At 68.4% G+C, this 24231-nt stretch carries 21 protein-coding genes; 10 read left to right on the top strand and 11 right to left on the bottom strand.

All coding sequences use genetic code 11. The features are described from left to right. The first annotated feature begins 88 nt into the window (after positions 1 to 88). The 6 genes from TZ00_RS17225 (at position 89) to TZ00_RS17200 (ending at position 9447) form a co-directional block, all read left to right on the top strand. A complete protein-coding gene (locus tag TZ00_RS17225) occupies positions 89 to 1684 on the top strand; it encodes an APC family permease (protein WP_044443599.1) in 1596 nt (531 codons plus the stop codon). Between the two features lie 86 nt (positions 1685 to 1770). Further along, a complete protein-coding gene (locus TZ00_RS17220; RefSeq protein ID WP_044443598.1) occupies positions 1771 to 2619 on the top strand; it encodes an urea amidolyase associated protein UAAP1 in 849 nt (282 codons plus the stop codon). After that, entirely contained in the window at positions 2616 to 3353 is a 738-nt protein-coding gene (locus TZ00_RS17215) for an urea amidolyase associated protein UAAP2 (RefSeq protein WP_044443597.1), read from the top strand. Before TZ00_RS17220 ends, TZ00_RS17215 begins: the two co-directional genes overlap by 4 nt. Then, positions 3350 to 7003, top strand: coding sequence for an urea carboxylase (gene uca, locus TZ00_RS17210; protein ID WP_044443596.1), 3654 nt, complete (start codon positions 3350 to 3352; stop codon positions 7001 to 7003). Before TZ00_RS17215 ends, uca begins: the two co-directional genes overlap by 4 nt. Further along, the gene (locus tag TZ00_RS17205; RefSeq protein WP_044443595.1) at positions 7000 to 8703 is read left to right on the top strand and encodes an allophanate hydrolase; all 1704 of its coding nucleotides are present in this window, start codon (positions 7000 to 7002) and stop codon (positions 8701 to 8703) included. The genes uca and TZ00_RS17205 overlap by 4 nt, the downstream gene beginning before the upstream one ends. A 33-nt stretch (positions 8704 to 8736) precedes the next feature. Beyond that, a complete protein-coding gene (locus tag TZ00_RS17200; protein ID WP_052521677.1) occupies positions 8737 to 9447 on the top strand; it encodes a TetR/AcrR family transcriptional regulator in 711 nt (236 codons plus the stop codon). Here TZ00_RS17200 and TZ00_RS17195 read toward each other — a convergent pair. Continuing rightward, complete coding sequence (locus TZ00_RS17195; protein WP_052521671.1) at positions 9428 to 10234, bottom strand: N-acyl homoserine lactonase family protein; 807 nt, start codon at positions 10232 to 10234, stop codon at positions 9428 to 9430. The two genes, TZ00_RS17200 and TZ00_RS17195, sit on opposite strands and share 20 nt — an antisense overlap. A gap of 94 nt (positions 10235 to 10328) precedes the next feature. Between TZ00_RS17195 and TZ00_RS17190 the strand changes: the two genes are divergently transcribed. Next, positions 10329 to 10967 (top strand): cyclase family protein, encoded by a 639-nt coding sequence (locus tag TZ00_RS17190; protein ID WP_044443647.1) that lies wholly within the window; start codon positions 10329 to 10331, stop codon positions 10965 to 10967. Between the two features lie 28 nt (positions 10968 to 10995). Then, positions 10996 to 11688, top strand: a complete 693-nt coding sequence (locus TZ00_RS17185) for an alpha/beta fold hydrolase (protein ID WP_044443594.1) — start codon at positions 10996 to 10998, stop codon at positions 11686 to 11688. 423 nt (positions 11689 to 12111) lie between these two features. Here the strand turns inward: TZ00_RS17185 and TZ00_RS17180 are convergent, their stop codons facing one another. The 6 genes from TZ00_RS17180 to TZ00_RS17155 all read right to left on the bottom strand — a co-directional run bounded on the left by TZ00_RS17180 (position 12112) and on the right by TZ00_RS17155 (position 19698). Next, on the bottom strand, positions 12112 to 13389 hold the full coding sequence (locus TZ00_RS17180) for a metal-dependent hydrolase family protein (protein WP_044443593.1): 1278 nt from the start codon (positions 13387 to 13389) through the stop codon (positions 12112 to 12114). A 2-nt stretch (positions 13390 to 13391) separates the two neighbouring features. Beyond that, a complete protein-coding gene (locus TZ00_RS17175; RefSeq protein WP_052521670.1) occupies positions 13392 to 14174 on the bottom strand; it encodes an ABC transporter ATP-binding protein in 783 nt (260 codons plus the stop codon). Next, the gene (locus TZ00_RS17170) at positions 14171 to 15916 is read right to left on the bottom strand and encodes a dipeptide/oligopeptide/nickel ABC transporter permease/ATP-binding protein (protein ID WP_238579744.1); all 1746 of its coding nucleotides are present in this window, start codon (positions 15914 to 15916) and stop codon (positions 14171 to 14173) included. Before TZ00_RS17170 ends, TZ00_RS17175 begins: the two co-directional genes overlap by 4 nt. Further along, positions 15909 to 16955 carry an ABC transporter permease gene (locus tag TZ00_RS17165; protein WP_238579743.1) on the bottom strand — a complete coding sequence of 349 codons (1047 nt, stop codon included), beginning with the start codon at positions 16953 to 16955 and terminating at the stop codon, positions 15909 to 15911. The genes TZ00_RS17170 and TZ00_RS17165 overlap by 8 nt, the downstream gene beginning before the upstream one ends. Positions 16956 to 17000: 45 nt before the next feature. Beyond that, the gene (locus TZ00_RS17160; protein WP_084606260.1) at positions 17001 to 18566 is read right to left on the bottom strand and encodes an ABC transporter substrate-binding protein; all 1566 of its coding nucleotides are present in this window, start codon (positions 18564 to 18566) and stop codon (positions 17001 to 17003) included. A 328-nt stretch (positions 18567 to 18894) separates the two neighbouring features. Further along, positions 18895 to 19698 (bottom strand): helix-turn-helix domain-containing protein, encoded by an 804-nt coding sequence (locus TZ00_RS17155; protein WP_084606258.1) that lies wholly within the window; start codon positions 19696 to 19698, stop codon positions 18895 to 18897. 62 nt (positions 19699 to 19760) lie between these two features. Here TZ00_RS17155 and TZ00_RS17150 point away from each other — a divergent pair, with 62 nt between their 5' ends. Continuing rightward, positions 19761 to 20156, top strand: a complete 396-nt coding sequence (locus tag TZ00_RS17150) for a DUF3224 domain-containing protein (protein WP_044443591.1) — start codon at positions 19761 to 19763, stop codon at positions 20154 to 20156. Here the strand turns inward: TZ00_RS17150 and TZ00_RS17145 are convergent. From TZ00_RS17145 to TZ00_RS17130, 4 genes are all read right to left on the bottom strand, one after another. Continuing rightward, positions 20150 to 21544 (bottom strand): amidohydrolase, encoded by a 1395-nt coding sequence (locus TZ00_RS17145; protein ID WP_044443590.1) that lies wholly within the window; start codon positions 21542 to 21544, stop codon positions 20150 to 20152. The genes TZ00_RS17150 and TZ00_RS17145 overlap by 7 nt on opposite strands. Continuing rightward, positions 21541 to 21996: a cytidine/deoxycytidylate deaminase family protein gene (locus tag TZ00_RS17140; protein WP_152631250.1), complete on the bottom strand. Its 456-nt coding sequence runs from the start codon at positions 21994 to 21996 to the stop codon at positions 21541 to 21543. The genes TZ00_RS17145 and TZ00_RS17140 overlap by 4 nt, the downstream gene beginning before the upstream one ends. Beyond that, positions 21993 to 22754 (bottom strand): amidohydrolase family protein, encoded by a 762-nt coding sequence (locus tag TZ00_RS17135; RefSeq protein WP_044443589.1) that lies wholly within the window; start codon positions 22752 to 22754, stop codon positions 21993 to 21995. Before TZ00_RS17135 ends, TZ00_RS17140 begins: the two co-directional genes overlap by 4 nt. Positions 22755 to 22842: 88 nt before the next feature. After that, complete coding sequence (locus TZ00_RS17130; protein WP_044443588.1) at positions 22843 to 23397, bottom strand: hypothetical protein; 555 nt, start codon at positions 23395 to 23397, stop codon at positions 22843 to 22845. Positions 23398 to 23526: 129 nt separating this feature from the next. Here TZ00_RS17130 and TZ00_RS17125 point away from each other — a divergent pair, with 129 nt between their 5' ends. Beyond that, a complete protein-coding gene (locus tag TZ00_RS17125; protein ID WP_044443637.1) occupies positions 23527 to 24219 on the top strand; it encodes a GntR family transcriptional regulator in 693 nt (230 codons plus the stop codon). The last annotated feature ends 12 nt before the right edge of the window (positions 24220 to 24231 follow it).

The following is a 24231-nucleotide window of genomic DNA, read 5'->3' as shown; positions in this document are numbered from 1 at the left end:
ACCGGCTCGCAATTGCCGTCGCCCAGCATGGGAGCATCACCTGTCAATCGACAGGTATTCGAGTCCCTGTCCGCGGAAGGTCGCGCCCATGAGTGCCCAGGAACCATCCCCGATCCACCTCGCTCCAGCCCACCAGAACCACAAGCTCTACCGTCAGGAACTGCACCGTGGTGTCGGCTCCTTCGCCTCGTTCGCCGCAGGCTTCTCGTTCGTTTCGATCCTCACGACGGTGTTCCAGCTCTTCGGGCTGGGGTTCGGCATCGGCGGGGCCGCGTTCTTCTGGACATGGCCGCTCGTCTTCGCCGGCCAGCTGCTCGTGGCCCTCAACTTCGCGCAGCTCGCCGCGCGCTGGCCGATCGCCGGCTCCATCTTTCAGTGGGCCAGCCGCCTCGCGGGAACGACCTTCGGCTGGTTCACCGGCTGGGTCATGATCGTGGCGCAGACCCTCACGGTCGCGGTCGCCGCGATCGCCGTGCAGGCAGTCCTCCCCGCCATCTGGGACGGCTTCCAGATCGTCGGCGGACCGACCGCCGATCCGTCGCTCGCCTCCGAGACCGGCGCCCAGAATGCTGTGCTGCTCGGCGTGATCCTGCTGGTGATCACCACCGTCGTCAACATTCTGAGCGTGCGCATCATGGCTCTCGCCACGAGCGTCGGCGTGCTCATCGAGATCGTCGGCGTGGCCGTGCTGGTCACCGCCCTGCTGCTCCTACCCGCTCGCGATCCGTCGGTGGTGTTCACGAGCGAGGGCACCGCCCCCTCCGACTCCCCCTACATCTGGGCGTTCCTCGCCTCGTCTCTGATGGCGGCCTACGTACTCGTGGGCTTCGACTCTGCCGGTGAGCTCGCCGAAGAGACGCACGCTCCGCGCAAGACGATCCCGAAGACGATCATCCGAGCAGTTGTGGTGTCGGGCCTGGGAGGCGCGCTGCTGATCATCGCGGCGCTCATCGCGGCCCCGAGCCTCACCGACGGAAGCCTCGCCGGCGGCGGAATCGCCTATGTCGTGACAGAGCGCCTCGGTCCGGTCTTCGGTCGACTGCTGCTCGTGGCCGTCGCGGTCGCCGTGTTCGCCTGCACCCTGGCGGTGCAGACATCCGGTTCGCGCATGATGTTCTCGATGGCCCGCGAGCGCGCCCTGCCGTTCTGGCGCACACTCGCCGCGGTGTCGCCCCGCACGGGCACCCCCATCGCCACCAGCGTGGTCATCGGTGTGGGCGCCGCCCTCGCTCTGGCGGTCAACTTCGGGCAGGCCGCCATCTTCACTGCCCTCTCGAGCCTCTGCATCGCCATGCTCTATCTGGCCTACCTCGGGGTCACGGTGCCGCTGCTCGTGCGTCGCCTCAAGGCCCCCGATCAGGGATTTCCTCCCGGAGTCGACGAGACCGGCAAGCCGCTGTTCAGCCTCGGCCGGTGGGGAATTCCGGTGAACATCATCGCCGTCGTCTACCAGGTCGGCATGGTCGTGAACCTGGTCTGGCCGCGCGCCGAGATCTACGACCTCACGGGCGAGACGTGGTGGCTGCAGTGGAGCGCGCTGCTCTTCATCGGCGCCACGCTGATCGTCGGATTCTTCGTGCACCGCCACGCCCGCACCCGCCACGGCGCCATCAACCTCGGCCACCTGCCGACGTCGGCACCCCCGGCCGGAGCCCCCGCCGGCGCGGTCGCGACCATCGCCTAGCCCCAGCGCCGCCGCCACCAGCACCTAGCCTCACCGCCAAAACCGACCCACGGCATCCGCACCGCCCGAAAGAGAGCACCGGCACCATGACCTCGATAGCCGACGACCACCAGACCGACAGCGTGCTGGCGGCGAGAGCCGACGCACGCGCCCAGGCCGAACGCACCTCGGAGTACATGCCCTACCGGCCGGCCTCGTCGTCGCCGGTGGTGCCCCAGGGCGTCGACCGCGACGCCCTGGTCTGGGCCGAGACCGTGGCGCCCGGGGGCTACACGCACCGGATCATCGCCCGCGGCACCCGGCTGCGCCTCGACGATCCGACCGGCAACGCGTGCGCCCACGTCATCGTGTACAACGCGCTCGAGACGAACGAACGGCTCAACGTCGCCGACACGATCAAGATCCCGTGGCAGGCGTACCTCGGCGTAGGTCACCCCCTGCTCTCGGGCGACGGCCGGGCGCTGGCGACCATTACGGCCGACACCTCGGGCCGGCACGACACGTTCTGCGGCACCAGCACCGACGAATCGACGACGGCGAAATACGGATCGGCGGCTCCCGAGGGCCCATCGCCCTCGGGCCGCTCCCGCTTTCTGCTCGCCGCAGCCAAACACGGACTCACCGGGCGCGACCTGCCGCCCAGCGTCTCGTTCTTTCAGGGCGTTCACGTCGAGGCGGATGGCGGGCTCTCGTTTCTGGGCAGCGCGGGCGAGGGCACGCACGTCGAGCTCGTGGCCGAGCTGCCCCTGCTCGTGCTGATCGTCAATGTGCCGCATCCGCTCGACCCCGCAGATGATTACCTGGTCGGGCCTCTCCGCGTGCACGCCTGGCCTGGCGAGCCCACTCTGCCTGGCAACCCGCAGTTCACGGCGACACCCGAAGTGAACCGCGCCTATCTCAACTCGATCGACTACGCGGAGGCCCGAGGACTATGACCATCACCACTCACACCGTCGGAGACCGCGTCATCGAGACGACGGTTCCCGTGGGCGCCCACTACGTCGAGGGCACCACGCTCGACCCGAGCGGCCCGCTGGCGACCGGCGCGATCGTGCTCGACGAAGCGGTTGCGCCGCTCGCCCCGTGGTCGGCTCGACTCACCGCCGGCCAGACCCTCACGATCGTGGATGTCGGTGGCAATCAGTCCGCAGACTTTCTGGTCTACAACGCGCAAGACACAGACGAGCGGTACTCCACACCCGACACCCTGGCCTGGCAGAAGAACGCCTACCTCAGGGAGGGGTCGATTCTGCGCTCGAACCTCGGACGCCCCCTGATGACCGTGACCGGCAACGAGATCGACCGGCAAGACACCATCGGTGGCGCCTGCTCGAAGGAGTCGAACACCCTGCGCTACGGGTTCCACACCGAGCACCAGCACGGCTGCCGCGAGAACTTTCTCGCCGAAGCCGCCCGCCACGGCCTGGGCGCCCGCGACCTCGTCTCGAACATCAACTGGTTTATGAACGTTCCGGTCGAGGCCGACGGCACGCTCGGCATCGTCGACGGCATGTCGGCACCCGGCAAGCGCGTGGCACTGCGGGCCGAGATGGACGTGCTCGTGATCGTCTCTAACTGCCCACAGATGAACAACCCCTGCAACGACTTCAACTGCACTCCGCTGCGCATGATCGTGACGGCCCCCACCGACGGATCGGACCACGCATGACCCCCGCCTTCGACACCCTCCTCATCGCCAACCGGGGCGAGATCGCGCGCCGCATCATCCGCTCGGCGCGCACTCTCGGACTTCGCACGGTGGCGGTCTACTCCGACGCCGACCGCGCAGCTCCTCACGTGCGCGAGGCCGACGAGGCCGTGCGCCTCGGCCCGGCTCCGGCCAAGGAGTCGTACCTCGACATCGACACGATCCTCGAGGTCTCCGAGCGGCTGGGCATCGGCGCCATCCACCCCGGCTACGGCTTTCTGTCTGAGAACCTCGACTTCGCACGCCGCATCGAGGCCGCGGGAATGAGTTTCATCGGCCCCACTGCAGAGCAGATCGCCTCGTTCGGCGAGAAGCACACGGCCAGGGAGCTGGCCGCCCGCGCCGGCGTTCCGATGCTCGCGGGCACCGGACTTCTCTCGTCGGCCGATGAGGCGGTGACCGAGGCGGAGCGCATCGGGCTGCCCGTGATGCTCAAAGCCACGGGCGGCGGCGGCGGAATCGGCATGCAGGCCTGCACAACCCTCGACGAGGTGCGCGAGGCCTACGACAGGGTCGCCCGCCTCGGCGAGAAGAACTTCGGCTCGGCCGGCGTGTTTCTCGAGCGCCTCGTGCGGCCCGCCCGCCACGTCGAGGTGCAGCTCTTCGGCGCCGGCGACGGCCGCGTCGCCGTGATCGGCGACCGCGACTGCTCGCTGCAGCGACGCAACCAGAAGGTCATCGAAGAGGCGCCCGCTCCCGCGCTTCCGGATGCCGTGCGGCGGCAACTGCACGAGTCCGCCCGGTCGCTCGCGGCATCCGTCGGCTACCGCTCGGCGGGCACCGTCGAGTTCGTCTACGACCCGCTGCGCGAAGAGGCCTCGTTTCTCGAGGTGAACACCCGCCTGCAGGTCGAGCACCCCGTGACCGAGGAGGTCTACGGCGTCGACCTCGTGGCCATGATGCTGCGCCTCGCCCGCGACGGCGCCGAAGGCATCGACCCCTCGATCTTCACGACCCCGTTCGAACCGAGCGGCCACGCCTTCGAGGCGCGCGTCTACGCCGAAGACCCAGACAAGAACGGCCTTCCCAGCTCGGGCCTCGTCACCCACGCGGCGTTCCCCGGCTTCGGCAGTGCCGAGCTCAGCGGCGTGCGCGTCGACGGATGGATCGAAACGGGCCTCGAAGTCTCGCCCTACTACGACCCGATGCTGGCCAAGGTGATCGCCGCGGCCCCCTCCCGCGACACCGCGCTCGACCTGCTGCGCGAGGGTCTCGACGCCAGCCGCGTCGACGGGGTCGTCACCAACCTCGGACTGCTGCGCGCCCTCACCGACGAGACGGGGCTGCGCGCCGCGGTGCACTCGACCTCCACCCTCGACCAGACCTCAGACCCCGACCCCCGCATCGATGTTCTGGATGCCGGAGCGATGACAACGGTGCAAGACCTGCCCGGTCGCACCGGATACTGGCAGATCGGCGTTCCGCCGAGCGGCCCGATGGATGCCGCCTCATTCTCGGAGGCCAACCTCGCCGTCGGCAACCCCGCGGGAGCCCCGGCGCTCGAGATCACCGCCACCGGCCCGACCCTGCGATTCAGCGCGCCGAGCCTGATCGCCCTGACCGGCGCACCGGCATCCGCCACCCTCGACGGAGTCGAGGTGCCCTTCTGGGAGCCGGTCGAGGTCGCCGCCGGCAGCGTGCTGGCCATCGCAACCCTGCACGGCCCCGGCCAGCGCGCCTATCTCGCGGTGCGCGGCGGCATCGACGTTCCCCTCTATCTCGGCAGCGCATCCACCTTCACCCTGGGCAAATTCGGCGGGCACGCCGGCCGCGCGCTGCTGCCCGGCGACGTGCTGCGACCCGGCTCGCCCGATTCGGATGCCGCGCACCCCGCTTTTGCGGAAGGCACTCGGCTCACCCGCATCGGAGGTCCGACCCCTGCGGAGCGCCGAACCGCGCTGACCACGACCTGGCAGATCGGCGTGACGGAGGGGCCGCACGGCGCCCCCGACTTCTTCACCCGCGCCGACCTCGACGTGTTCTACTCGACCGATTACACCGTGCACTACAACTCAGCCCGAACCGGCGTGCGCCTCGACGGGCCACGCCCCGAATGGGCACGCGAAGACGGCGGCGAGGCGGGCCTGCACCCGTCGAACATCCACGACAACCCCTACGCGGTGGGCGCGATCGACTTCACCGGCGACACCCCGATCATTCTTGGTCCAGACGGGCCCAGCCTCGGCGGCTTCGTCTGCCCCGCCGTGGTCGCCAGCGGCGAACTGTGGAAGCTCGGACAGCTGCGGCCCGGCGACACGATCCGATTCGTTCCCGTGCGCGAGGCCGACGCGGCCGCTCTCGACGCCGACCGCGCCTCGTTCAGCGTCGCGACCTCCGGCGGTGACGGAGACGACGGCGTGATCGACCGGCTCGAGGCCACGGATGCGCGGCCGTCGGTCACGTATCGCCGCGACGGCGACGACAATCTGCTCGTCGAGTACGGCGACCTCACGCTCGACCTGGGGTTGCGGATGCGCGTGCACGCGCTGATGGAGAGACTGCAGAGCGAATCGCCGAACGGCGTGCTCGAGCTGACCCCCGGCATCCGCTCGCTGCAGATTCACACCGACTCCTCCGAGCTGAAGGCCACCGCATTGGCCGGTCTGTTGCGCGAGCTGGAGCAGGACATTCCCGCGACTCACGAGCTGGTCGTGCCCTCGCGCACCGTGCGGCTGCCGCTGTCGTGGGACGACCCGGCGACGCATCTCGCCATCGAGCGCTACATGAACGGCGTGCGCGCCGATGCGCCGTGGACGCCGTCGAATATCGACTTCATCCGCCGTATCAACGGCCTCGACTCGGTCGACGATGTGATGAAGACCGTGTTCGATGCCACGTACCTCGTGCTCGGGCTCGGCGACGTGTATCTCGGCGCGCCCGTGGCCACGCCGCTCGACCCGCGACACCGGCTCGTGACCACCAAGTACAACCCCGCCCGCACCTGGACTGCAGAGAACTCCGTCGGCATCGGCGGCGCGTACATGTGCATCTACGGCATGGAGGGGCCGGGCGGCTACCAGTTCGTCGGCCGCACCGTGCAGGTGTGGAACAGGTTCCGCCGCGGCGGCCTGTTCCAGGAGAACCCGTGGGCGCTGCGCTTCTTCGACCGCATCGAGTGGTACCCGGTGGGCGCCGACGAGCTGCTCGAGCTGCGGGCCGAGACCGACGCCGGCCGCGGTCACTACGAGACCGAAGAGGGAACGTTCGCGATCGCCGACTACCAGCGCTTCCTCGCCGAGAATGCCGACTCGATCGCCGACTTCCGTGAGACGCAGGCCCGCGCATTCAGCGAGGAGAAGGAGCGCTGGCGCGCATCCGGCGAATTCGATGTGCGCCCCGACGAGAGGGCGGCCGCACCGGCCGATGCCGTCGTCGTCGCGGAGGGCTCGGTGGGAGTGGCCGCGCCGTTCACCTCGACCGTGTGGCAGATCGGCGTCGAGCCCGGCCAGGCGGTGAGCGCCGGCCAGAAGCTGATGGCGCTCGAAGCCATGAAGATGGAGTCGGCGGTCGTCGCAGCATCCGACGGTGTCGTAGGCGAGATCCACGTGCGACCCGGAGACCAGGTCGCGCCCGGGCAGATTCTCATTTCGATTATTGGAGCAGCAGCATGACGCAGACCACGACCGCCGTAGACCGGGTCACCGCCGCCTACGAACGCATTCGCGCGGTGGATCGCCCCGAGATCTGGATCAGTCTGCGCGACGAGAAAGACACGCTCGCCGAGGCGGCATCGATCGACGCCCGCGTCGAGGCGGGCGAGAGGCTGCCCCTCGCCGGTACGGTGGCCGGGGTCAAAGACAACATCGACGCGGCCGGATTCGACACGACCGCCGCGGCGCCCAGCTACCGCTATCGCCCGGATGCGGACTCGACCGCGGTCAGCCGCCTGCGCGCGGCCGGCTCGGTGGTCATCGGCAAGACGAACCTCGACCAGTTCGCGACCGGACTCGTCGGCACCCGCAGCCCGTTCGGCGCCGTGCGCAACGCCTGGCGCCCCGACCGCATCTCGGGCGGCTCCAGCTCGGGGTCAGCCGTGGCGGTCGCGCTCGGCATCGTCGACGTCGCACTCGGCACGGACACCGCGGGCTCGGGTCGTGTGCCCGCGGCGCTCAACGGCATCGTCGGCGTCAAGCTCACCCGGGGCCGCATCCCGACGACGGGCGTTGTTCCCGCTTGCCGCACCCTCGACTGCGTCACCGTCTTCGCCCGTGAGGCCGGCCTCGCCTACAACACGGCCGAGCTGCTCGCCGGGCCCGACGGCATCGACCCCCTGGAACGCACCCTCGTCGAGGCTGCGCACGCCACAGGAACCGCGCTCCCCGCACGTCCCCGCGTCGGCATCCCGACTGCAGAGCATCTGGATGGCCTCGCCCGGGGTTGGGCAGACGCGTTCCACGCCGCGGCGGGTCGCCTCGCCGCCACCGGAGTGGAGCTCGTCGAGGTCGACATCGCTCCGCTGCTGCAGGCGGCACGGATGCTCTATGAGTCGTCGTTCGTGGCCGAACGCTACGCCGCCGTGGGCGATCACATCGACGGGCACCGCGAGCTCATCGGCACCGATCTCGACCTCTCGGTCTCGACGATCGTGCTGGGCGGCGCCGACCGCACCGCGGTCGAGCTCTACCGCGATCGCGAGCAGCTCGACCGGCTCGGTGCGGTCGCCAAAGCCGCGCTCGCCGGGTGCGACGCCCTGCTCACCCCGACCACCACGTGGCATCCGACTCTCGCCGAGATCGCCGCCGACCCGATCGGCGGCAACAGCCGCATGGGCCGGTACACGAACTTCGCCAATCTGCTCGACATGGCGTCGAGCTCAGTGCCCGCCGGAGTCGTCGACGGGCTGCCCTTCGGCGTGATGATCACGGCGCCCGCGTTTCACGACCTCGCGGTGCACCAGCTGGCCGAGCGCCTGCTCGCTCCGGCGCTCGAGATTCTCGTCGTGGGCGCGCACCTCACGGGCCAGCCTCTCAACCATCAGCTCGTCGCGGCCGGCGGATCCTTCGCTCGGAGCACCACGACCAGCGCCGACTACGCGCTCTTCGCCCTCGACACCGTCCCGCCCAAGCCGGGCCTGCTGAGGGTCGCCGACGGCGGAACATCCGTGGCCGGCGAGATATGGTCGCTGCCGGCATCCGGATTCGGCACCTTCGTCGCGGCACTGCCCGCGCCGATGACCATCGGCCGCGTCTCGCTGGCCGACGGCAGCTCTGTGTCGGGCTTTCTCTGCGAGCCCATCGCCACAGAGGGCGCCGAGAACATCAGCGCACACGGAGGCTGGCTGGCGTGGCTGCGATCTCGAGCCGCCGAATGATCTCTGCGCCCGTCGAGTGAGAGTATGGGTCACATGAGTTCCGTCTCCACATCGAGCAAAGCAGGTCGACCCCGGGCCAGCGTGCACAAGCAGAATTCCGCCCTGAGCGCGCGCGAGCAGATCCTCGATGCCGCGGCGGCGCTGTTCTCAGAGACCGGATTCTCGGGATCGTCGACGCGCGCTATCGCCGACCGCGTGGGCATTCGGCAGCAGTCGCTCTACTACCACTTCGCCGGAAAAGACGAGATTCTCGCGGAGCTGCTCAGCGGCTCCGTGCGACCGAGCATCGAGTTCGTGCAGCGCATCGAAGCGCGCGTGCCCGACGAGATCACACCGGCGGGCGCGCTGTTCGCGCTGGCCAGCATTGACGCCCGAACACTTCGACAGACACCGCACAACATCGGCACCCTCTATCTGCTTCCGGAGATTCAGGAGTCGCGCTACGACGCGTTCCGCATCGAGCGTGAGCAACTGCGTGCGAGCTACGGACGCCTCGGGGTCGCCGCAGCGCACCCCGACGTCGCGGCGACGATGAGCGAAGACCGCATCGGCGCCATCCTGATTCAGCTCGCCGAACTCGTCATCCGGCTGCGTCGCGACGGCGGCACCGCCGCGACGCCCGAAGACGACGACACGACCATCGCAGCGTCGTGCCTGCGCGTGCTCGGCCTGTCTTCGGCCGAGATCGCCGCGGCACGCGAGGAAGCTGCGGCGGTGACGGCGCTCAGCGCATCCACGCACTGAAGGCGGGGTCGTGGCCGGGCCATACCTCGACTCCCGGCTCGACCATGAGGTCGGCCAGGCGCTCGAGTGAACGGCTGGCCAGCTCGTCGTCGCCGGGCACGGCGGTCCAACCGCACGGGATGCGTTCGGTCAGGTTGCGCTCGAGATCGGCCGCATCGCAGGCGAGCACGATCGAGCGCCCGGCAAGGTCGACGCGAAAGGACTGGTGCCCCGGGGTGTGTCCGCGAGTGTCGAGGGCCGTGAACCCGGGCGCTAGAACGGTATCGCCGTCGAGCAGCACGACGTCGACGTCGCGGTCGAGGATGTCGCTGGGCACGACGACCGCGCTACGCCCGATTCCGCTCGTCAGCCACTGCCATTCCCGGCGCTGCAGCGCGACCGGAGTGCCCGCGGGTGCCAGCCTCAGGGCACCGGTGTGGTCGAGATGCACATGCGAAATTGCGCAGAACGCCAGGTCGCTCCACTCGAGGCCCGCCGCGGAGACTCCCTCGGCCAGCGCGTCGCCCGGCGGCACCACGGCCGTGTAGCTCTCGTAGTCGTAGCGGGCGGCACGGAGGATCGGGTCGCGCACTCCGTCGAGATCGAAGCCGCCGTCGACGAGCGCCCAGCCATTGTCATAGACGACGATCGCACCCGTGACCGGTTCGAGCAGAAATCGAGACGAGTCGCCTCCGCGCAGCGACAAGGACTCGGCGATCGGCTCGTAGCCCAGCACGAGGGGAACAACCCGGCGAGGCGGGCCTGTGAGGGCGAAGGGCTGGGTGAAGTCGCTCGTGGTGCAGATCATTCGGCCCTCCCGGAGGCTGGTGATGAAGCATTCAAATTGGATACAATATTGATCAAAGCGAATCCATTCTATGGTTCCCGAGCCCGAGGAAGACATGACCGACGCCATCGACATCAATATCCCCATCCACGGCGAGATGCTGCACTGGGGCCGGCGCCCCACCTTCGAGATGGTCGAGCAGATCGTCGACGGCTACGCATCCGACGTATCGCGCTGGCTCATCGGCGCCCACACCGGAACCCATGTCGACGCCCCCTCGCACTTCGTGCCCGGCAGCACCACCGTTGACCAGATCGCGCTCGACAGCGTCGTCGGCCCCGTACGGGTGCTCGACCTGCGCCATGTCGAGGAGGAGATCACCGCGGCCGACCTCGCTGCGGCCGGCGCGGAGGGCGCCGCACGCGTGCTCTTTCGCACGCGCAACTCGACCGACGCGCTCACCAGGGCAGAGAAGTCGGAGACGTGGGTCGGACTCGGTCCGGATGGCGCCGCATGGCTCGTCGAGCGGGGCGTGCTCTTCGCCGGCATCGATTACATGACCATGGAGGCCCCGGCGAACACGGCGACGTGGCCGACGCACGTAGCCCTGTGCGGCGCGGGCGTCGTGATCCTCGAGAACGCCGACCTGTCATCCGTGGAGCCCGGCGACTACCTCATGGTCTGCCAGCCCGTGCCGTTCGCCGGCCGCGAGGCGGCGCCGGCGCCGACGGTGCTCCTGCCTCTTCCCGCGTAAGGCGTCTCTTATGAATACGGAGAGTCCCATGCATCTCGTCCTCGTTCACGGAATGGGCGGAACCCCCTTCACGTGGTCCTCCGTCGTTCCGCTGCTCGAGGAGCGTGGCTACTCCTTGTCGCTGGCCGACAACCTCTCGCAGTCGCTGTACGACGACGAGGCGAACGTGCGCGCCCTGATCGACGCCGTCGACGGCCCCGTGCTGCTCGTCGGTCACTCCTATGGTGGCGCCGTCATCACCGCTGCGGGCACGCACGAGCGCGTCGTCGGTCTCGTCTACGTCGCGGCTTTCGCACCCGACCGCGACGAGTCCGTGGCGACCATCGTCGATGCGTACGAGCCCGCCGAGGTGGAGAAGTATTTTACGCGCGGGCCGTCGGGCGAGTGGATCCCGGCACCCGACGAGGAGTCGTGGCGCGAGCTCGCCTGGGATGTTCCCGAAGCCATCCGCCTCGCAGGGCGCGCCGAGAGCAGAGTCTCGTCCGACGCGATCTTCGCCGAGACCATCGTGGAGCCCGCCTGGAGGTCACGACCCTCGTGGTACCTCGTGGCCGCCAGCGACAAGCACCTTCGCCCCGAGACCCAGCGCGACATGGCGTCGCGCATGGGCGCCGTCACGACCGAGGTCGACACGAGCCACGCGGTGCCGCATGTCGCGCCTGAGCGCGTGGTCGCAACCATCGTGCTGGCGATCGAGGGAGCCTCTGCGCTGGTTGAGTAGGCCGCCCGCGGCCGTATCGAAGCCACCAGCGACTCCTGCCCTCGTCGCTGCAGGAGCTAACGGAGGACAAATACCTTGACGCCGAGTCCCCCGGCACATTCGACCCCTGATTCTCGCGACTCCGCATCCCACGAAACAAAAATGTCCTCAGTTAGCCACCGGACTCCTCGGTCGATCGTGACCTGCGAGCCCTTGAGCTCACCCGACCAACACCACACGACCAGGCGCGAAGGAGATTTCACCGCGTGAGCGCTCCTTCGGCGGGCGACCGCGCTGTCCACGACGGAGCTCTCGCCCGCTAAGGGCGCGTTGGGCGAGTAGAGAGCCGTCCCGCGCTGCGGATGACCGCAAACTTCGCGTCCTGACCATGAACGTCGCCTTCTGACCACGTACATGGGTGGGCCCGGGCCGGCCACGCGCAAGTCAGCGCGCAGCCGGCATCCGGCTGTCGAGATCTTTGACCACGCGACCGGCCTGAAGCACCATGCGAACGGCGGAAACGTCCGCGAGGTCCCCGATGTTCTGCAGCGGATCCACCACGGTCACGACCAGGTCGCCTTGTTTGCCGGCCTCCACCGTTCCGAGCTCGGTGTCGAGCCCGAGCAGGCGCGCGCCACCGAGGGTGCCCGCCCGGATGGCCGCGAGCGGGTCGAGGCCGACCTCGACGAGGCGCGCAAGTTCCGCGAGATTGCGGCCATGGGGGTGCACTCCCGCGTCGGTGCCCAGCGCGACGGGCACACCGGCCGCAACGGCACGACGCACGGAGTCGAGGCCTCGTCTCTGCCGCGCCTCGCGGTCGGCCAGCGCCGCGGGCGAGGTGGTCGCCGGGTCGAGCGTGCGCAGCAGGGTGCTGAGAGTCGGAACGAGCACGGTGCCGTGCTGCAGCATCAGATCGATCGTGTCGTCGCTCAGGTCGTAGCCGTGCTCGATGCTTGCGGCTCCGCCCAGAACGGCGACCCGAACCGCCGCATCGGTCAGGGCATGCGCGGTGATCGGGCGGCCACCCCGCTCGGCCGTGAGCCGGGCCACGAGACGCACGTGCTCCACGGGCAGGCCCGCATCCGCCGGGTCGTCGGTGGGCGAGCCGACCCCGCCCGAGGTCGAGACCTTGATGGCGTCGGCTCCCATGCGCATGAGCTCGCGCACAGTGCGGATGATGTCGTCGTCGGTATCGACGACGCCCGGTGCGGGCATGCCGGGGCGCACGGCCCACGCGGGGAGGGAGCCGTTGGGCCGCACCGGATCGGCGTGGCCTCCCGTGGGCGAGAGCATCGAGATGGCCAGGTGCAGCCGCGGGCCCACAGCAGAGCCACGCGCGATCGCGTCGCGGTAGCCCGGGGTGAGGCCATCGAGGTCGCGAGCGGTGGTGACCCCGGCGAGCAGCGTTGTTCTCAGCACGGACGCAGTCTCGAGCACGTGCTCCTCGACGAAGCGCGAGCGCTGCGTCTCGGGGTCGCCCGGCACCATGCTGAGGTGCACATGCGCGTCGACGAATCCCGGCATGAGGAATGTGCCCGTGAGGTCGATCGCGCCGTCGAGCGATTGCGCGGCTCTGCGTTGTCCGGCGTAGGCGATCACCCCGTCGACGAGTTCGACCTCGGAATCCGCCAGCGGCGGACATCCGGTGCCGTCGATGAGCGTGGCGCCGACGAGACGAACGACGCCCGACGCGGGCGGAACGTGCGGCAGACGAGCGGCCATTGTCAGCTCGCGAGGCTGAAGCCGGGCGCGCCCGGATCGGCATCGAGCAGTCGGCGGGTGTACCAGTGCTGCGGGTCAGCGTAGACCTGCTCGACGGGTCCGGCCTCGACGACCTCGCCCTGGTAGAGCACAACGACGTCGTCGCTCACCCTCTGCACGACCGCGAGGTTGTGCGAGATGAACATCATGGTCACGCCGAGAGAGTCCTTGATGCCGGCGAGCAGATCGAGAATCTGCACCTGCACCGACACGTCGAGTGCCGAGGTGATCTCGTCGGCGATCACGAGGTGCGGGTCGATGATCAGGCCCCGCGCGATGGCGATGCGCTGCCGCTGGCCTCCGGAGAACTCGTGCGGAAAGCGATGCATCATCTCTGGCGTCAGCCCCACGCGCACCAGCCACTCGCCGATCAGCTGCTCGTGCGTTGCGACCCTTCCGCGCACCGGATCGATCGCCTCGGCGAGCGTCTGCGCGATCGTGCGCCGCGGAGACAGCGACGAGTACGGATCCTGCGGAATCATCTGGGCGCGCCGGCGGTACGCGCGCATGGCTCGGCGGTCTGCCGCGACGATGTCGACGCCGTCGACGGTCGCGGTTCCGGATGCCGCGCGCACCGTGCCGACGAGAACCTTCGCCAGCGTCGATTTGCCCGAGCCGGATTCTCCGACGATACCCACAGTGCGGCCTCGCTCGAGGCGCAGGTCGACGCCACGCAGCACGCGCGCCGAGCCGAACGAGACGTCGAGGCCACGCACGTCGACCATGACCTCGCTCACCTCGCTCACGAGCGGGCCTCCCCCGGAGTCGGAGCCGGCACCTTCACGGCGACAGTCGGCGTCGCTGCGAGAAGCTGCTTGGTATACGGGTGTTCCACGGTGTCCTCCGAGAGTGTGGCGACGTCGTCGATGCGCTCGACGATGCGGCCGTCTTTCATCACGAGCACGCGATCGCAGAGAGCCCTGACAACCCCGAGGTCGTGCGAGATGAACAGCACGGCCGTGCCCGACTGCTCGTTCATGCGCTTCAGAAGCGACAGCACCTCGCGCTGCACGGTGACGTCGAGTGCGGTGGTGGGCTCGTCGGCGATCAAGAGATCGGGCTTGGTGCTCATGGCAGAGGCGATCATCGCCCGCTGCTTCATGCCGCCCGAGAGCTGGTGCGGATGCTGCCGCAGTCGACCCTCCGGATCGCTCAGCTTCACCGCCTCGAAGGCGCGTGCGAGCAGGCCTAGGGCGCCGCGGCGCGAGAAGCCGAGGCGAATCGTGAGCACGTCGGAGAGCTGGGTTCCGAGAACGAGGGCGGGGTTGAGTGCCGTGCCCGGATCCTGATAGACGAGCCCGATCTTCGACGCGAGGGTGCGACCGGAGACGCGTCCGAGCAGGTCGGTGCCGCCGAGTTCGAGCCGTCGGGCGGATGCCTCGAGCCCTTCCCCGAGAAGCCGTGCGACGACGGAGGCGGTGAGAGACTTGCCCGAGCCGGATTCGCCCACGATGCCGAGCACCTCTCCGCGGCGGATAGTGAAGGAGACGTCGGAGACCAGGGGGCGGCCGGTGGAGCCGTGCTTGACCGTGATTCCATCGGCGATCAGAACGGTGTCGTCGCCCTCGATCGTAACGACCGCGGGTTCTCCCTCCGCTCGCACAAGGCGCGCCCGGGTCGAGTTCGACCGCGGGTTCGCCGCCGCCGCAAGGCCGTCTCCGACCATCAGGGCGGCGAGCGAGGTGAAGGTCAGAGCCACGGCCGGCCCCGCGATCACGATGGGGTTCACCGCGATTCTGCTCAGCCCGTCGTTGAGAAGGGTTCCCCAGTCGAACGCCGGGGTCTGGGCACCGAGGCCGATGAACGAGAGTCCAGAGATCTCGACGAGGGCACCCGAGAAGGCCCCGGCGATGAGAATCAGGATGGGCTCCGCCATGTTCGGAAGCACATGGCGCAGCGCGAGGCGGTGCACCGGCACCCCCATGAGGCGCGCGGTCGTCACGTACTCGCTGGCCGAGATCTTGGCGGCGAGGTTGGCCGTGAGCCGCGCGAAGCCGGCGATGTTCGCCACTGCCACGGCGACCACGACCTGCACAACGCCCTGGCCGAGGATCGCCGCGACGATGATCGCAACCAGCATCGTGGGGTAGCTCACCGCGAATTCGATCAGCCGCAAGCCCAGCTCGCGAAGACGGCGCGGGGCCAGCCAGACGAAGATGCCGAAGGCGATTCCCACGACAGACGACAGCACCGTGGCGAAGAGCGCCATCAGCACGGTCGACTGAGTTGCCACGAGGGTGCGGGCGAGCATGTCGCGACCGAGCGTGTCCGTGCCGAGTGGATGCGCGGCGCTCGATGCCTGACCCGGATCGGTTCCCACGCCGGTCGCTTGCGTGCCGAAGACGAGCGGAGCGATGACCGCGGCCACGGCGACGACGGCGAGCATGCCGAGGCCGATGACGAGGCCGGGGTTCCAGGCGAAGCGGCGCGCGCGATCGGCGGGCGCCTCTGCGACGCGTACCGCCGCTGCGGGGTTCGACTCAGTCACGCTTTCCTCCGAGTGTTCGAGGGTCGATGAGGCCGAGAATGATGTCGATGATGAGCGTCATCACAAGCGAGATCAGCCCGATCACGAAGACCGCGGCCCTGATGACCGGGTAGTCCTTGTCGACGGCGATGGCCTGCACGATCACGCCGCCGAGTCCGGGCCAGGCGAAGACCGCCTCGGTGATGAGAGCAGATCCCAGCAGCGCCGTGAGGATGATGCCCGAGAGCGTGAGCGCCGTGGTCAGAAGGTTGGGCAGCATGTGCTTCACGTAGAGCGTGAGCGTCGGCAGGCGCCACCCTCTCGCCGAGCGCATGTAGTCCTGCTCGAGGATCACCGCCGTCTCGCGACGCACGATTCGAGCGACGGAACAGATTCCGCCGATCGAGAGCGAGGCGATAGGCAGGATGGCCGCCGCACCGATGTTGTATGCCGGCGAGTACGCCGGAGGCAGCACCCGCCAGAGCACCGCGAACACCACGACGAAGCCCGTGGCGAGCACGTAGGTGGGAATCGACGAGATGATGCCCGTGACCACGCTGAACGAGAGATCCAACCAGCGCCTGCGGTCGCCCCGCGTGGCGACGCCGATGGCCATGCCCAGTGCGATGCCGAGCACCAGCAGCAGCAGCACGGCCGCGATCGTGATGGTGAGCGTGTAGGGAACCGCCGTCATCACGATGTCCATCGCGGGCTGCCGGTAGCGGTACGAGTCCCCGAAATCGCCCTGCACGACTCCCGACACGTAGGTCCAGAGCTGAACAGGCAGAGGCTGGTCGAGACCGAGCTGCGTGCGCACCAGTTCGACCTGGTCGAGGGTCGCACTCTCTCCGGCGATGGCCGTCGCCGGGTCGCCGGGAATCAGCTGCACGATCAAGAAGGTGACCAGCACCAGCAGCGCCAGGTTGACGAGGAGGCCGGCCACGCGGCGCACGAGGAACGTGCGCCACGCGCCGGCGAGGGTTGCCGCCTTGACGGGGCGGCCTGGTTCTGGGGTGCCCGGACCGGGCGCCGCGAAGCTGTCAGCGGTCATCGTGCTCATCGCGTGTTCTCCTGAAGTGTTCCGGTCCGGCAGTGCGTCAGCGTGTTACGAGACGATGCGCATGGCCGAGATGTCCCAGTAGCCCGAGAAGACGTACGAGGCGAATCCCTTGCGAGCCACGTAGCGGTGCGTGTCCGTGATCAGCGGAGCCATGTCGACGCGCTCGAGGATCGTCTTCTGCGCGGCCTCGAAGTCGGCGCACTGCTCCTCGGGCTCGGTCGCGTTCATTCCGGCCTCGTAGTCGGCAACACCCTCGGGGTTGTCGGTCGACGCGACATTGGTGCCGCCCTGGGCGTAGGTCGGTCCGAGATAACGGGCGATCGACGTGTCGATGAGACCTGCCTCGGCATTCTCAGCCGCAACCGCCACATCCCAGGTCTCGGGCTGCGTGCGCATCTGCTTGGTCCAGTCGGCGGGGTCGGGCGCCGAGACGGTGACCGTGGCGCCGGCGGAGCGAAGCGACTCGGCGAGGTAGTCTGCAGCCGGATCCCACTTCGACATGATCAGCAGTCGGATGGTCTTGCCCGTGAGCACCTTGGTGGCAGCGGCCAGGTCGTACGGCTGAACAAGCGAGGGGTCGTCGAGCGCGCAGCGGTAGCTGGCAGCGTTCACGGTGTTCTGCTCGACGCCTAGACCGTCGAGACCGGCGGCGTTGAAGCCCTGCCGGTCGATGGCCTGGGCCACGGCCGCGCGCAGTTCCTTGTTTCCCTCGAAGATCGAACCCGTGCCCGGAGCCTGGTTGAACACCAGATTGTAGGCCGAACTGGCGAAGCTGACCGTGGAGTATCCGTCGCCCTCGAAGCGCTGAGCGTTTGCGTCGTAGAAGCGAGCGAGGTCGACGCCGCCAGACTCGAGCAGGTTGGCGCTCGTGTTGGAATCGCCCTGAACGGTCAGGTTGATCGTCTTGGCCGGCGTGCCCTTGACGTTCTTCCAGTCGGGCCAGACGTTGTAGTCGTCGCGCAGCGCGTACTGCACACTCTTTCCGGCATCCGACTTCTTCAGCGTGTACGGGCCAGACCACGCACCGGCGACGGTACCCGCGGCAAGGCCGTCGGGGTCGGCAAGACCGGCGGGGCAGATGATGCCGGAGCCTGGGCGAGTGACTCCGCCGAACAGCTGCGAGTACGGCGCGCTGAGCGAGATGGAGAGGGTTCCGGCCGCGTCGTCCGGAGTGAAGGTGGGAGTGCCCGAGCCGAATGCCTGGTTCTTCCAGGTCTGGGCGCCCGAGTCGTCGAGGCCGACGAGGTAGGAGAACGAGTCGGCCACGATGGTCGGCGTGATGGCGGTGCCGTCGGAGCAGGTGGCGTCTTTACGAATGGTGAAGGTGTAGTCCGACGCCGACGTCGACGACCAGTCGGTCGCCAGCCCTCCCACGTAGCCCTCGGTCTCGCCCTGACGCAGCAGAGTGTCGAAGCCGAGTCTCGCGACGGTCACGTCGGATGAGGCAGAGGCCTTCGCGGGGTCGAAGGTGGCCGGCGCGTACCAGAGCTCGGCGTTGATCGTGTCGGTGGTGCCGGAGGCCGCCTCGGGCGCGCCGGCGGAGCAGGCGCTGAGCGCGAGGCCCACCGCCGCCGCCAGCGCGACGCCGGCGATCATTCTCTTCCTGATCATGGTGCTGTCCTCCAAAGGATGTCTGTGGTGCGTCGGGTGCAGATTGGGTGGCTGCGGCCGTGGGCGCGTCGGGTGCCGACGCTGAATCGCCACTCGGCCAGTCAACTTGGATCCAATCTAGTGTGATACGCATCCAATTATGTTTCGAGGGGATTACAAATCCTGAGGATTTTCCCGCGTATCGCGCGACGAAGGAGTCGGCATATCGAGATCACTCCTGCTGGACACGTGAGTTCACTGAGGTGCGGGAAGTGGCCGCTTCGATTGGCCTCGAAGCGGCCATACTCCGAACCTCACTGAGGCCTCGATAGGGCAGCTTCGCGGCGTATCAGTGGATTGGGTCTCGGGCGGCGGTTCGGTATTGAGTGGCCGTCTGGCGAGTGATGGTTCGCAGCTCGGCGGCCATGTGTGCGTGATCGGAGTACCCGTTCGCAGCGGCGATGCCTGCTAGGGATTCGGTCGGTGACTCGCGGACGTGCTCCAGGGTGCGTTGCAGGCGTGAGCGGCGAATGATCTCGCCGACCGACATGCCGATGTAGTCATGGGCGACGCGTTGGACCGTGCGCTGTGAGACATGCAGTGCGTCGGCAGCATCCCTGAGGGTCGTGATCGTCTGGTCGTGTTCGACCAGAGCGAGGAGGCGATTCGCTCTGACGGCCAGCTCGCTGGGCGGCGGAACCCGCTGAACAATCCACGCCGAGAGCGCGGCGACAGCCGCATCAGCAGCGTCGTCAAAAGCCTCGATGCGGTGGAACGCCTGAGTGACCGCGGCAACGAGATCGTCCGCGATGATGGCCTGGGTAAGATCGCGCATCCTTGTGGGGCACCCCAGGAGTGCGGCGGATGCGGCGGGTTGCAGGTTTGCCGCGACCACCCATCCGTGGCTTTTCAGCGTGTGGGCGACAGCACCGGTATTCGGCCCAGTAAGGGTGACACCGGTTGGCTCGACGGCAAGGTTGGCTGCGGCGAAGGGCAATAGTGCCTGTTCGGATGTGCCGCCGTCAGGCAGGTTCCACGATGCGGCCCAGAACCAGCGCACCCTTGTCTCTAGCGGCGCACCTGGCGTTCTCCGAATGAACTGCGGGAGTAGGTGCGAGTGGAGGACTCCACGACTCGCGTAGGGTTCCAGCATCGTCCCATTATGACGGCGCGAATCTTCAAGACCTGCCTCGATGCATCGACGACGCTTGGAGCATGACTGACTTGATGATTTCTGGACGGTTCGACATCGACATCGCTCCCGCGGACGCCGTGCTTCCGGGTACGGGCAGGTTCGACTTCACTAAGACGTGGACAGGTGGGATCAAAGGCACCTCCGCAGGCGTCATGCTCTCAGGCGGCGACCCATCGTCGGGCGCAGCCGGCTACGTCGCGATCGAGCTGTTCGAGGGCGCCATCGATGATCGGACCGGGACGATTGTGTTCCAACAATTCGGCTCGATGGCCGACGGGGCGGAGGCGTTGCGGTACGAGGTCATTCCAGGCTCCGGCACCGGGGAGTTGGCTACTGTGACCGGCGAGGTGGTCCTCGAGGCCGCGAATGGTGACCACCAAGTGACGTTGCGACTCCGACTTACCGCCAACTACTGATCAACTCCACGATCGACGCCCTCCGCCACGACACCCTCGAAGACGGGAGTCCCGCCCACCTCCGTGCGCAGCACCCGCGAGGCCGCAAACTCCGCCGAGGTGCACGTTGTGGGGTCAACCTCGAGCAGCACCCAGTCGGCGAGAAAGCCCTCGCGCAGCATTCCGCAGCGATCCTCCGCGAAGGCGGCGCGCGCGGCTCCCCGCGTGTAGGCCCGAACCGCCTCGAGAACGGTGATCGCCTGCTCCGAGCCGATCGGCTCGGCCATGCCGCGCATCCGTCTTTCTGCAGACACCTCGACGAGCCGCCTCGGGTCGAAGGGAAAGTAGGGGGCGTCGGAGCCCATCGCGAGCGTCGCGCCTGCATCGAGCCAGGCGCGCATCGGGTTGACCGGCAGCGCGCGATCACCGAGGCGGCGCATCAGTCCCGACGCGTTGTTCCATGCGATGGATGGCTGCAGCGACGCGATCACCCCGAGCTCGGCCGCCCGCCGCATGCTCTCGACGCTCGGCTCGAGATACGCGTGGATGAGCTGGCAGCGCAGCGGCCCGAGAACGGTCGGCGGCGCGGCCGCCTCGAGGCCGTCGAGAACCTGCGCGACCGCGCGACTGCCGACCGCGTGCACCCCGAGGCCCCAGCCGCGCTCGACGCACGACGACGCAAGGCGGGCGAACTCATCGGCCGAGAGACGCTGAACGCCGTAATCATCGCCGACCCACGGCCGCTCGAGCAGCGCCTGGCCCTTCATTCCTTCGCCGTCGTAGTAGACCTTGATCGGGCCGAGCCGTAGCTGGTCGTCGCCGTCGCCGGTCGCACCATCGATGCCGTCGAGCACTCGCAGCGCCGCGTCGACGTCGGGCACCTCCGCCGATCCGAGCTGCGGCCACGGCATGGCGACGACGCGCATCGTCAAGAGTGAGCGTCGATGCGCCTCGCGGTAGCCATCGAGTTCGTCGAGCGTCACGGCGGGGTCGATCACTCCGGTGAATCCCATCGCGTGCAGAAGGGGCTGCACCCGACGGAGGGCGGCGAGCCGATCCTCGAGAAGGGGAGGCGTGTCGCCGAGCCAATCCGGGGCATCCGGATCTGCGTCGCCGTCGGCGAGCATCACCGCCGAGAAGGTCGCGGCATCCGCGCCATCGTCGAGCAGCTGCAGGGCCTTCAGACCAGCACGCTGCATGTGCGAGTGCGCGTCGATGAAGCCGGGCACGATCACTCCATCGAAGCGCTCCTCGACGGTGCCTGCGGGAGCCGCAGCGCGCGCCTCGTCGAGCGCTCCGATCGACACGATGCGCTCACCCACGATGAGCATCGCCTCGGCCTCGGGGCGCTCGTCGTCCATCGTGCGGATGGCGCCGATGATCAGGCGGGCATCAGTGGCGGGCATCATGGCTGAACTTGCCGACCTGCCCTGCGGCGCCGGAACGGCAGCAGCTCCCGCACGCCCACGGGCGCGAATCCGTCGCCGACCGCAACCCAGACGGATGCGTCGGGCGCGTGATCGGCGAGAAGCTCGGCGCAGACGCCGCACGGCTCGATGATGTGCAGGCTGCCCGCGGGGCGGCGCAGCACGCCCACGATCGACACCGCCGGCGAACCAGCGATCACGGCGGCGCTCAACGCCGCCGACTCCGCGCAGATGGATGCCCGGCCGGCGGTCGCCTCCACGTGCAGCCCCGTCACCGTGCGCCCATCGGCAAGCCGCAGGGCCGCGGCCACCTCGTGCACGCCGACGACATAACGGGCCTCGAGCAGACCGAGGGCCTCCTCGAGCAGCTCACGATCGGCCGAAGACATGCCGACGGGCGGCCCGCCGAGAAGCGGCCTCGAGGAGTCGGTCACGACCAGCCCATGATCCGAGCCATGTTGCCGCCCTCGATGAGGGCTCGGTCTGCCTCGTCCGGCACGGCCTTCGCGACCTTCATACGCTCGAGGTCGAAGTCGCTGCCCGGCCACTCGGAGCCGAGGAGGATCTTCTCTGCGCCCAGCCGCGCGTAGGCGCGCTTCACGTCGGACATAAGCGTCGCCGAAGTCTCGAGATAGATGTGCGGATTGCGCTCGGCGACAATGATCGCCTCAGGCACGTTCCACACAGCACCCATGTGAGCGATGATCGTGGGAACACCCGGAAAGCCCTTGGCGATCTCCTCGATCGCGAAGGGCGCGCAGAACGCGTCATCGAGTGCGTTGATCAGCACGGGCAGACCGAGCTCCTCGCAGACGGCGAACAGCGGATCGAGAAGGCCATGGTCGGCCACGTGATATCCGTGCAGACTCGGGTGCAGCTTCAGACCGACAAGGCCACCGTCAGCGAAGCGACGGATCTCGTCCGTCGCGTTCTCCCACTGCGGCATGACCTGCCCGAAGCCGAAGAGACGGTCGGGATGCGCTGCGACGAGTTCCATGAGGAAGTCGTTCTCGATGCCCTGCGCGAGCGAGCAGACCATCGCCTTGTCCACGCCCGCGGCATCCATTCGATCGAGGATGCGCCGTGCATCGAACGGCGTGTAAGCCGGAGGCTGTTCGCCAGGCCGAACGCCGCTGAGGTAGTCGCTACGACCGCGGCGGTCCTGGGTGGTGTTGTAGGCATCGATGATCATGCGACGTCTCCCTGCTGCTTGGCGCGGAGTCGACGGTCCGCGAAGATTTCATCCCATTCAAGCATAATTGGATCCAATCTTGCAGTGATCAGTGCAGCACGGGCACCGCCACCATGCCGGCCATAGCCACGAGCCCGAGCAACGATGAGAAGCATCGGGCCGTCTCGATCCGCGCCGGGCGGCGGTGGAGCACCACCGCGACCACCCCGATCGCATAGGCCACAACGGCGACGACCACGAGCGTCACGAGAAACGACGACGGCGCGGCGCCGTGCGCGTGGGCGATTCCGGATGCATTCGCGACGGCGAGCGGCGCGTCTCGGCTGCCCGTCGTCCCGGCGATCAGAACGAGCAGGGCGGCGACGAGCATGCCGGCGGAGTGACGAAGCACGATCGCCGGACGGGCGCCGGGAGCCGCCTGCAGCCTGCCGACGAACGCTCCACCGATCGCGCACGCCGTCAGCAGCACGCACCACAGCGGCGCGGGAACGACGCCGAGTCCCGGAGCATGCACATCGACCATCGCCAGCAGCATCACGCACTCGAACACCGGGCCCGTTCTTCCGCCGTGACTCCGCCCCAGAATCGAGAGCACGACCGACGCGGTCGCTGCCGCAACCATCACGGCGAAGAGCGCGCTCACGGCGAATTCAGAACTCGGCGGGGGCGCCGCTGCTGGATCGGCTCAGGAGGCACCATAATTGGATCCAATCATAGGGCGGCCGCAGTGAACGCGCGTCAGCCTCGCTCGACGGACAAGAGAGGTCACAACGTGCCCGAGACCGATGGCAACGCACTCGTCGACGACCTTGCGGCACGCATCCGCTCCAAGATCATGTCGGGAGAGATTCCGATCGGGGCGCCGCTTCGCCAGGCCGAGCTCGCCGCGCAGTTCGGCATCAGTCGCACCCCGGTTCGTGAGGCCCTTCGTCAGCTGCAGACCGGAGGGTTGATCGAGGTCGTGCCCAACCGCGGCGCCGTGGTGCGGGTGCCCGTTCCGTGGGAGGTGCGCGAGGCCTACGAGGTGCGCGCCGAGCTGGAGTCGCTCGCCGCGCGCCGCGCAGTGGATCGACTCGACGACACAACAATCGCCGAGCTCCGCAGCATCAACAAGGCGATGTACGAACGCTCGCTCGCCGTCGCCGCAGGAACCGCGACGGAGCGCGATGGCAACGACAACGACCAGTTCCACAGCCGCATCTACGAGGCCTCGGCGAACACGCGCCTGAGCCGCATGCTGGGCGAGATCAACGACGCTTTCCCGCGCAACGTCTCGGCGCTCGTGCTGAAAGACAGCTCGCGCCATCGCGAAGAGAATTTCCGCGAGCACGAGGAGCTCCTCGAGGCGCTCGCGGCCGGCGACGCGGATCGGGCGGCCGAACTCATGCGCGCTCACGTTCTGCGCGCGGGAGAGCATCTCGCTCACTGGTACGAACGACGATCTTCGACGGTCTTCACGGGCTGAGCGCAGCGACCG

The organism is Agreia bicolorata (genome assembly GCF_000938265.1).
GTDB lineage: Bacteria > Actinomycetota > Actinomycetes > Actinomycetales > Microbacteriaceae > Agreia > Agreia bicolorata.
Note: the sequence above shows the minus strand (reverse complement) of the source record. Positions and strands in the feature narration are given on the sequence as shown.

Bases quoted from the DNA above. Each gene is read 5' to 3' on its own strand.
- TZ00_RS17225 (WP_044443599.1), top strand. From the start codon at position 89: ATGAGTGCCCAGGAACCATCCCCGATCCACCTCGCTCCAGCCCACCAG.
- TZ00_RS17220 (WP_044443598.1), top strand. From the start codon at position 1,771: ATGACCTCGATAGCCGACGACCACCAGACCGACAGCGTGCTGGCGGCG.
- TZ00_RS17215 (WP_044443597.1), top strand. From the start codon at position 2,616: ATGACCATCACCACTCACACCGTCGGAGACCGCGTCATCGAGACGACG.
- uca (WP_044443596.1), top strand. From the start codon at position 3,350: ATGACCCCCGCCTTCGACACCCTCCTCATCGCCAACCGGGGCGAGATC.
- TZ00_RS17205 (WP_044443595.1), top strand. From the start codon at position 7,000: ATGACGCAGACCACGACCGCCGTAGACCGGGTCACCGCCGCCTACGAA.
- TZ00_RS17200 (WP_052521677.1), top strand. From the start codon at position 8,737: ATGAGTTCCGTCTCCACATCGAGCAAAGCAGGTCGACCCCGGGCCAGC.
- TZ00_RS17195 (WP_052521671.1), bottom strand. From the start codon at position 10,234: ATGATCTGCACCACGAGCGACTTCACCCAGCCCTTCGCCCTCACAGGC.
- TZ00_RS17190 (WP_044443647.1), top strand. From the start codon at position 10,329: ATGACCGACGCCATCGACATCAATATCCCCATCCACGGCGAGATGCTG.
- TZ00_RS17185 (WP_044443594.1), top strand. From the start codon at position 10,996: ATGCATCTCGTCCTCGTTCACGGAATGGGCGGAACCCCCTTCACGTGG.
- TZ00_RS17180 (WP_044443593.1), bottom strand. From the start codon at position 13,389: ATGGCCGCTCGTCTGCCGCACGTTCCGCCCGCGTCGGGCGTCGTTCGT.
- TZ00_RS17165 (WP_238579743.1), bottom strand. From the start codon at position 16,955: ATGAGCACGATGACCGCTGACAGCTTCGCGGCGCCCGGTCCGGGCACC.
- TZ00_RS17160 (WP_084606260.1), bottom strand. From the start codon at position 18,566: ATGATCAGGAAGAGAATGATCGCCGGCGTCGCGCTGGCGGCGGCGGTG.
- TZ00_RS17155 (WP_084606258.1), bottom strand. From the start codon at position 19,698: ATGCTGGAACCCTACGCGAGTCGTGGAGTCCTCCACTCGCACCTACTC.
- TZ00_RS17150 (WP_044443591.1), top strand. From the start codon at position 19,761: ATGACTGACTTGATGATTTCTGGACGGTTCGACATCGACATCGCTCCC.
- TZ00_RS17145 (WP_044443590.1), bottom strand. From the start codon at position 21,544: ATGATGCCCGCCACTGATGCCCGCCTGATCATCGGCGCCATCCGCACG.
- TZ00_RS17135 (WP_044443589.1), bottom strand. From the start codon at position 22,754: ATGATCATCGATGCCTACAACACCACCCAGGACCGCCGCGGTCGTAGC.